The following is an 8,442-nucleotide window of genomic DNA, read 5'->3' as shown; positions in this document are numbered from 1 at the left end:
CGTACCGGAAGGGCAGCGAGACCGCCGCGCGGACCGGTCCTGGCACGGCGACGACGCGTCCTCCGGCCGAAGGGGCGGCCGCAGGATCGTCGAACAACGCACGAGCGATATCGACGGCTCCGAGTCCGTCGGTCACCGAATGGTGGAGGAGCAACGCGACGACGGTGGCGCCGTCGGGGAGGTCGTCGACACCACGGATGTCGGCCAGGACGTGCACTTCCCACGGGGGTGCGGACAGATCGAGACGGCGTTCCTTCATCGAGGCGAGCAGCCGATGCACCTCGCTGCGTGAGGTCGGACCGATCGTCTCGTACCGGACGTGACGGTCCGGATCGACGTCCGTCTCCACCCAGAAGGGAAAGTCGAGGTTCGCCGGCACCCGGTGCAGACGGCGGGTGAGCGCCGGTGTGCGGTGCAGGCGCTGCCCGATCCAGGTGACGGCGTCCTCACGGGTGCGGATGGGAGCGTCGCCCGCTCGGGCGTCGAACACGTAGACACTCACCATGGTCGACGGCGGAGCCTCGGGGTCCGTGTCCTCCACGAAGACGTGGAGTGCGTCCCGCGCGGCCAGTCGGATTCCGCGTCGGCGTGTCATCGTGATGGTTCTCTCCCGGGTCGCCCGCTGCTGATGCCCTGTCGATTGAACCAGGTACCGCTCGGGGCCACACCCGATCGGCGATTCGCGAACACGAGCCTCGCGCGGTGTAATTCGGCCATGGCACACCGAGTCGGATCGACGACCGGCAGCACACGAGGCCGGGCCGCGCGTCACGTCCTGTTCGCGTTCGCAGGCGGCCTCGGCCATCTCGCACCGATGCTCCCGATCGCCGACGTCCTGCGCGGAGCCGGCCATCGTATCGGCGTGTGTGGGGACGCGGACGTCCTCGCAGGCACCCAAGGCTTCGACGCGTACTTCCCCGAGGGAGACACGACATCCGCTTCCGGCCGGTCCATAGGCACGCTCGCTCCTCCGGATCTCGACCACGAGTACTCGGTGATCGGCACCCACTTCGCCGATGTGCTCGCATCGCGACGATTCGACCTGGTCCGCGAGGTCGTCGACCGCTGGCATCCGGATCTGCTGATCTGCGACGAGATGGACTTCGGTGCGATGACGGCGGCCGAGCACGCCGCCGTTCCCCGCGTGGTGGTCGACGTGATCGCGTCCGGAGCGCTCGTCCGGATCGACCGCATCCGTGAGCCACTGCGACGACTACGGGCCGCCCACGACCTCCCTTCCGATCACGAGTGCTCGTTCCTGACACAGGATTTGGTCATCTCACCGTTCCCACCGTCGTTCCGTGATCCTGACGTCCCGTTGCCTGCCACAGCCGTCTCGACAGGGCCGGGCCCATCACCCGCGCCCCACGGACATCTCGCAGTCGACTGGCTTCGTGGCGGCAAGGAGCCCCACCGCGTGTACGTCACGCTGGGCACCGTCTTCAACACCGAGTCCGGCGATCTCTTCGTCCGTCTCCTCCGGGGGCTGCACCGACTACCTGCGCGCGTGCTCGTCACTGTCGGCCGCGACGTCGACCCGGCCACCCTGCCGTCACCGGGCGGCAACGTCCGCATCGAGCGGTTCGTGCCCCAGTCGGCCGTGCTCCCGCACGTCGATGTCGTCGTCAACCACGGCGGATCGGGCAGCGTCATCGGTGCGCTCGCCCACGGCGTTCCGATCGTCGCGCTTCCGATGGGTGCGGACCAGGAACTCAACGCCCGACGGCTGGTCGCGCTGCGTGCAGGGACCACGGTCGATCCCGTCACCGCAACCTCGGCGGAGATCGGAAGGATCACCCTCGATGCGTTGTCCTCGGGCTCTCTCCGCCCCGGCGCCGAACGGTTGCGCGACGAGATCGCACGATTGCCGCTACCGGAATCCGTGCTCGCGCTGCTGGAGGATTCGATGTTCCGGTCCCGGTCGCGCTGAACCTCTCCGCTCACACGACGGAATAGCCGTTCGGCAACGCCATCCGACCGGTCAATGCCCGCAGCACGGTCGTGCCGTCGCCGAGTGCCAGAGCGATTCTCGCCGCCAGCAGGGTGGACTGCTCGAGAACCTCGGCGGGAGGTTCGTAGGGAACATCCGCGGCGGCGGCGATGTCGAGACCGTGGACGGCGAGTTCGAAGGTGCGTGTCGGGAGGTAGGAATGCAGCCGGATCCCCGATCCTCCGATCACCCGGATCAGACGATCCTCCCCGGTACCGAGCCGCTCGATCACCGCAGCCGACAGGGCACCGATCGTCGCCACCGGGTCGTCACCGAGGTCGGCACCGGCACGCCGCCCGCGTTCGACGATGTCGCCCGCGCCGAGGACCGAGGTCAGTTCCTCGACGTGGACGTAGTACTGCTCCGCGCTCGCGAGGTCCTCGGTGTCGGCAGGACTGTCGAGATACGTCGCGACGGTCGTCAACGAGCGTGAGGTGTGTCCGATCAGTGCTCGGAGGTCCCATTCACCGAGGCCCGGACCGTCCCACCGGTCCTCCGGCACGGCACGGACAAGCTCCGAGAAGCTGCGTACCGCCGAGACGTACGTCGCTACCTGTGATTCCATGCATCCCCCAGCGGTCGATATGTCGAACCACGACACGAGAATGAAAACACGCGTGCCCTCGCTACGCCGAGATCGGCGCTACGCGCGTGCGGGACGCCGGCGCGCCTCTGGCAAGCTGGATCGAGTGTTCAGAGTGATGTTCCACGAGCCGCGCATTCCCCCCAACACCGGCAATGCCATACGCATGGTCGCCGCGACCGGCGCGGAACTGCACCTGGTGGAACCCCTCGGATTCGACCTGTCCGAGCCGAAACTGCGCCGCGCGGGCCTGGACTACCACGACCTCGCGTCGGTCACCGTGCACAGCAGTCTCGCGGCCGCGTGGGCGGCGCTTGCCCCCGAGCGGGTGTTCGCGTTCACCGCGCACGGCACGTCGAGCTACGCCGAGATCGAGTACCGGGCGGGCGACGTGCTGCTGTTCGGACCCGAACCGACCGGGCTGTCGCCCGAGGTGCTCGCCGACCCGCACGTCACCGAGCAGGTCCGCATCCCCATGCTGCCCGGGCGGCGTTCACTGAATCTGTCGAACGCCGCCGCTGTCGCCTGCTACGAGGCGTGGCGGCAGCACGGTTTCCCCGGCGCGGTCTAGGCGTCGCTCTCCACCGGACGACCCGAGCCGGCCCATCCGTCGGTGCCGCCCGCGACGGACACGGCGTCGACACCGCGAGCGGCGAGATACTGCGCGGCCTGCAGGCTGCGGCCACCCACGGCGCAGACGACGTAGACGGTGCCGTCGGTGGGGATCTCGTCGACCCGCGCGACGAACTCGCTGAGCGGGATGTTCGTGACGCCGGGCACACGTACCTGGGCGTATTCGTCGCGTTCCCGCACGTCGATGACGGTGGCTCCGTCGGTGAGTGCGGATTCGAGTGCGGCCAGGTCGACCTCACGCATCGCTGTCGGTCCTCTCGGTATCGGGCGTCCCGGTGGTTCCGGACGAACGTCCCCGTCGGGTGATGAGCCGGATGACCAGGTAGAGGACACCGGCGCACACGCACAGGAACGCCACCCACGGTAGCGCGGCGCCGATACCGACCACCGCGGCCCCCAATGCGGCCCACAGGCTGTTCCATCCCGCGACCAGCCCGTCCCAGAAACTGTCCTGTTCCGAGGGAAGGCGATCGGTGGTGATGTCGACGGTGAGCGTGGACAGTTCGATCCTGTCGCCCAGCTGCCGTCGCTGCGCTTCGAGGCTGTCGAGTTCGGCCTGGCGTTCGGCCAGGGCGGTCTCGGCGGCGATCAGCGCTTCGACGTCCGCCGACGATTCGAGCAATGCCCGCAGGCGGTCGACCGAGGCCCGCAGCGCACCCACCCGCGCTTCGAGGTCGGTGTACTGCATGGTCACGTCGTCGCGGGTGGTACTCAGGCTCGTGATGCGACCGAGCGTGCGGATCTCGTCGACGACCTCGTCGAGCCGGCCGGCGGGTACCCGCACGGTCAGCACGCTGCTCGCCTCGGGTTGCTCGGTGAGGGAGTCGACGCGTCCACCGGCCTCCTCGACCACCGTCGCGACCCGGCGGCCCGTCGCCACGGGATCGCCGGCATCCATGTGGAGGTAGCCGGTGACGACCTCCTTGCGGTCGGGCTCTTCGACGGGTTGCGACTCCCGGAGGCCGCCGTCGGTGATCGCGGGTGCCGAGATCGCGGGCGCGGAGGCCGACGAGCCCTCACCTCCCCCACCCTCGTCGCATCCTGTGACGACCAACGCGAACAGAGCCAACGACACCACCGACAGGCGTTTCACACTCGGGGATGCTAACGAAAATCACGTGATCTGCTCGGCATCCGCAGATCCATGGGATCGAGGTGATCGGCGAGGAGGGCGACCACCCCTTCGGCGTTCTGGAGCCGACCACGGACGAGCAGGGCGGGTGCGGTGTGGGCCACGGTCCGGTAGCGCGCCCACAACCCCACCGAGCACACCACGTTCACCATCCCGGTCTCGTCCTCGAGGTTGAGGAAGGTGACACCGGCGGCGGTTGCAGGTCGCTGCCGGTGGGTCACGGCACCGCCGACGAGGATGCGCGTCCCGTCGGGGACCTGCGGCAGTTCCGCGGCCGGGATCACCCCGAGTTCGTCGAGCCTCTTGCGCAGGAACTGCGTCGGATAGCTGTCGGGCGAGATTCCCGTGGCCCAGACGTCGGCGGCGGCGAATTCGAGAGCGCTCATCCCCGGCAGGGCCGGAGCCGGCACCGTCCCGACCCCGGGAAGCCGCCCGGGGCGTTGCGCCGCCGCCGGAGCCGCACCCCAGAGGGCTTCGCGGCGGGTGATGCCGAACGAGGAGAACGCTCCCGCGGTGGCCAGCGCCTCGACCTGCGCTGTGGTGGGACCGACGCGGGCGGCGAGATCGGCGGGTGAGGTGTACGGGCCGTGGTCACGACGTTCGGCCACGATGCGTTCGGCGAGGCCGTCGCCGATGTTCCGCACCGTGGCCAGGCCGATCCGGACCTCCCGGCCTTCGTTCTCGAGGGTGGCGTGCACGAGGCTCGCCGCGATGTCGGGGCCGTGGACGACCACACCGTGACGTCGGGCATCGGCGACCAGCGATTGCGGCGAGTAGAAACCCATCGGCTGAGCACGCAGCAGACCCGCGCAGAACGCTGCGGGATGGTGCAGCTTGAACCACGCCGAATAGAACACCAGCGAGGCGAAGCTCTGTGAATGACTCTCGGGGAAACCGAAATTCGCGAATGCGTAGAGTTTCTCGTAGATTCGGTCGGCAACGTCGCCCCTGATGCCGTGCAGATCTCGCATCCCCTGATAGAGGCGGCCGCGCAGACGCTCCATCTTCTCCGTCGATCGTTTCGATCCCATGGCGCGACGCAACCGATCGGCTTCCACCGCGCTGAATCCCGCTGCGTCGACGGCCATCTGCATGAGTTGTTCCTGGAAGAGCGGGACGCCGAGGGTGCGTTCGAGTGCCTTCTCGAGGCAGGGGTGGTCGTAGGTGACGGGTTCGAGACCGTTGCGCCGCCGGATGTAGGGGTGCACCGAACCACCCTGGATGGGACCGGGCCGGATGATGGCCACCTCGATGACCAGATCGTAGAAGCAGCGTGGTTTCAGCCGTGGCAGAGTGGCCATCTGTGCTCGCGACTCCACTTGGAAGACACCCACCGAGTCTGCACGGCACAGCATCTCGTACACCCCCGGCTCGGAGAGGTCGAGGTGCGCGAGATCGACCCGCACGCCTTCGTGTTCGTCGACGAGGTCGATCATGTAGTGCAGCGCGGAGAGCATACCGAGGCCGAGCAGGTCGAACTTCACGAGACCTGCTGCGGCACAGTCGTCCTTGTCCCATTGCAGGACGGTGCGACCTTCCATCCGCGCCCATTCGACGGGGCACACGTCGGCGACGGGCCGGTCGCAGATCACCATTCCGCCCGAATGGATGCCGAGATGCCGTGGGAGACCTTCGATCTGTTCGGCGAGGTCGAGAACCGTCTCCGGGATCCGCTCGTCGGTCTCGACCCGCACACCGCCCCACCGGCCGATGAGCTTGCTCCACGCGTCCTGCTGTCCCTGCGAATATCCGAGAGCGCGGGCCATATCGCGGACGGCGGATCGACCGCGGTAGGTGATGACGTTCGCGACCTGCGCCGCGTTGATCCGTCCGTACTTGCGGTAGACGTACTGGATCGCCTCCTCGCGCCGGTCGGATTCGATGTCGAGGTCGATGTCGGGCGGACCGTCGCGTTCGGGCGACAGGAAGCGTTCGAACAGCAGCTTGTTGCCGACGGGGTCGACATTGGTGATGCCGATGGCGTAGCAGACCGCCGAATTGGCGGCCGATCCCCTTCCCTGACAGAGGATGTCGTTCCGCTTGCAGAAGTCGACGATGTCGTGGACGACGAGGAAGTATCCCGGGAACCCCAATCGGCCGACGACGTCGAGTTCGTGTTCGATCTGCCGATAGGCGTCGGGACGGCGCTCGGCCGGACCGTAGCGGCGACGCGCCCCGTCGTAGGTGAGTTCGCGCAGCCAGGTGAACTCGGTGTGACCGTCGGGAACATCGAAGGGCGGCAGTTTCGGGGCGACGAGACGCAGGTCGAAGGCGCATTCACGACCGAGCTCGGCGGCGTTGTGCACGGCGCCCGGAAAGGCCTCGAACAGCCGTGTCATCTCCTCCCCCGACCGCAGGTGCCCGCCGCCGGCCGGCGGGATCCGGCCGGCGGCGTCGTCGAGGCTCTGCCGGTCGGAGATCGCCGCCACGGCCATCGCCAGACGTCTCCGCCGGGGGTGCGCGAAGTGCGCGCCCGTGCTTGCGATATACGGGATGCCGTGCTGTGACGCGAGGTCGAAGAGGGCGGCGTTGCGTTCGTGGTCGTCGGGATATCCGTGCGGGGTGAGTTCGACGGTCACGCGGTCGGCGCCGAATCGGTCGACGAGGTCGAGCAAAGCCGCTTCGGCGGCGGGGATCCCGCCCGTGGCGAGCGCCTGCCGCAGGTGCCCCCGACGGCAACCGGTGAGGATCTGCCAGTGCCCACCGGCGGCGTCGGTGAGTGCGTCGTAGTCGTACGTCGGGTTGTTCTTCTCCCCTCCCGTGAGGTGAGCATCGGCGATCTGCCGCGACAGGCGTCGATAACCCTCCTGACCGCGGGCGAGGACGAGCAGGTGCGCATCGTCGAGGCCCAGTTCGGCTCCGAAGACGGTGCGGATGTCGAGTTCGCGTGCGGCTTCGGCGAATCGCACCGCTCCGTACAGTCCGTCGTGGTCGGTCACCGCAAGCGCCTCGAGGCCGAGCCGTGCCGCCTCCTCGGTGAGCTCCTCCGGTGTGGAGGCACCGTCGAGGAAGCTGAACGCGGAGTGGGCGTGCAGTTCGGCGTAGGGCACGACCGGCCCCTCCGGACGACGGACCCGCGCCTCGTACTCGGCGCGGGTGCGCGACCATGCCGGGCTGTCGCTCCCGTCGCCGGGATGTTCGGCATCGCGGCGGGAAGTGCCGGGTCGTCCCGAGAGCACACGTTCCATCTCCGACCAGGTCGGCGGACCGTTTCCCCATCCCACTCCGACACCTCCTCGACCGGTCCAGTATCGCACATGTGTTCGAACGAGACGTTCGAACACGCGCAGTTCTCGTCGCAACCCACCGGGAGTCGTCGGCGAGAACTGCACGATCGGCTGCAACCAAGGGGTTGCATCATGAGCGAGCAAGTGCAACCCTGGGGTTGCATTCCCATCGAAGGAGTCAATTATGACCGACGAACTCGACCGCATCGAACGCGACATCACCATCGACGCCCCCGTGGACCGGGTGTGGACACTCGTGGCCGAACCCGGCTGGTACATCAACGACAACGAGTGGACCGAGCACCGCCTCGAACACGACGGAGATCTCACCACCGTGCACGATCCGGTCCACGGCGCCTTCGTCTTCCGCACCGTGACCCTCGACGAACCGCACTACGCGGCCTTCCGCTGGCTCGCCGACCACACCGATCCCGACAGTCCGTCGACCCTCGTCGAGTTCCGGCTCACCGCGCTCGACACCGGGACGACCGAATTACGCGTCACGGAAACCGGATTCGACTCCCTGCCCGGCGACGCGAGCGAACGCCGCACCCGCTTCGAGGAGAACTCCCGCGGTTGGACCACCGAACTGGAGATCGCCAAGCACCATCTCGAGAAGGACGGAAGCGTTGCCCGACGCTGAGTTCTCCGCCGACCTGCATCCCGTCTTCGCGGCCCTGGCCGACGACACCCGGTGGCGCATCCTGCAGCGACTGGGCCGATCCCCGGCGTCGGCGTCCGGGCTCGCGGCCGAGTTCACGGTCTCCCGTCAGGCCATCGCCAAGCATCTGGCGGTGCTCGAACGGTGCGGTCTCGTGACCTCCGAGCGCGCCGGACGGGAGATCCGCTTCTCCGCCGTCGGATCGCGGCTGAGCGC

9 protein-coding genes are annotated in these 8,442 nt (G+C 68.2%); 4 read left to right on the top strand and 5 right to left on the bottom strand.

Annotated elements, in window-relative coordinates:
* The coding region (locus R1101_RS0111410) for a wax ester/triacylglycerol synthase domain-containing protein (RefSeq protein WP_016933563.1) at nucleotides 1-595 on the bottom strand (595 nt) is incomplete at its 3' end.
* A 120-nt stretch (nucleotides 596-715) separates the two neighbouring features.
* Here R1101_RS0111410 and R1101_RS0111405 point away from each other — a divergent pair.
* Nucleotides 716-1,930 carry a glycosyltransferase gene (locus tag R1101_RS0111405; protein WP_016933562.1) on the top strand — a complete coding sequence of 405 codons (1,215 nt, stop codon included), beginning with the start codon at nucleotides 716-718 and terminating at the stop codon, nucleotides 1,928-1,930.
* A 10-nt stretch (nucleotides 1,931-1,940) separates the two neighbouring features.
* Here the strand turns inward: R1101_RS0111405 and R1101_RS0111400 are convergent, their stop codons facing one another.
* Nucleotides 1,941-2,555 carry a maleylpyruvate isomerase N-terminal domain-containing protein gene (locus R1101_RS0111400; RefSeq protein ID WP_016933561.1) on the bottom strand — a complete coding sequence of 205 codons (615 nt, stop codon included), beginning with the start codon at nucleotides 2,553-2,555 and terminating at the stop codon, nucleotides 1,941-1,943.
* A gap of 124 nt (nucleotides 2,556-2,679) precedes the next feature.
* On the opposite strand from R1101_RS0111400, the gene R1101_RS0111395 reads away from it, so the two are divergent.
* Nucleotides 2,680-3,144: a tRNA (cytidine(34)-2'-O)-methyltransferase gene (locus tag R1101_RS0111395; protein ID WP_081494076.1), complete on the top strand. Its 465-nt coding sequence runs from the start codon at nucleotides 2,680-2,682 to the stop codon at nucleotides 3,142-3,144.
* Here the strand turns inward: R1101_RS0111395 and R1101_RS0111390 are convergent.
* From R1101_RS0111390 to R1101_RS0111380, 3 genes are read right to left on the bottom strand one after another with little or no spacing between them, the layout of a single operon-like run.
* Complete coding sequence (locus R1101_RS0111390) at nucleotides 3,141-3,449, bottom strand: rhodanese-like domain-containing protein (protein WP_016933559.1); 309 nt, start codon at nucleotides 3,447-3,449, stop codon at nucleotides 3,141-3,143. The genes R1101_RS0111395 and R1101_RS0111390 overlap by 4 nt on opposite strands.
* The gene (locus tag R1101_RS0111385) at nucleotides 3,442-4,299 is read right to left on the bottom strand and encodes a DUF4349 domain-containing protein (protein ID WP_016933558.1); all 858 of its coding nucleotides are present in this window, start codon (nucleotides 4,297-4,299) and stop codon (nucleotides 3,442-3,444) included. The genes R1101_RS0111390 and R1101_RS0111385 overlap by 8 nt, the downstream gene beginning before the upstream one ends.
* 11 nt (nucleotides 4,300-4,310) lie before the next feature.
* Nucleotides 4,311-7,562 carry an error-prone DNA polymerase gene (locus R1101_RS0111380; protein WP_026003159.1) on the bottom strand — a complete coding sequence of 1,084 codons (3,252 nt, stop codon included), beginning with the start codon at nucleotides 7,560-7,562 and terminating at the stop codon, nucleotides 4,311-4,313.
* 187 nt (nucleotides 7,563-7,749) lie between these two features.
* On the opposite strand from R1101_RS0111380, the gene R1101_RS0111375 reads away from it, so the two are divergent.
* A complete protein-coding gene (locus R1101_RS0111375) occupies nucleotides 7,750-8,208 on the top strand; it encodes an ATPase (protein ID WP_016933556.1) in 459 nt (152 codons plus the stop codon).
* On the top strand, nucleotides 8,195-8,442 hold a 248-nt coding region (locus R1101_RS0111370), incomplete at its 3' end, for an ArsR/SmtB family transcription factor (RefSeq protein WP_016933555.1). The genes R1101_RS0111375 and R1101_RS0111370, both read left to right, overlap by 14 nt.

Source organism: Rhodococcus sp. R1101, assembly GCF_000278445.1.
In the GTDB taxonomy this organism is placed as follows: domain Bacteria; phylum Actinomycetota; class Actinomycetes; order Mycobacteriales; family Mycobacteriaceae; genus Rhodococcus; species Rhodococcus gordoniae.
Note: the sequence above shows the minus strand (reverse complement) of the source record. Positions and strands in the feature narration are given on the sequence as shown.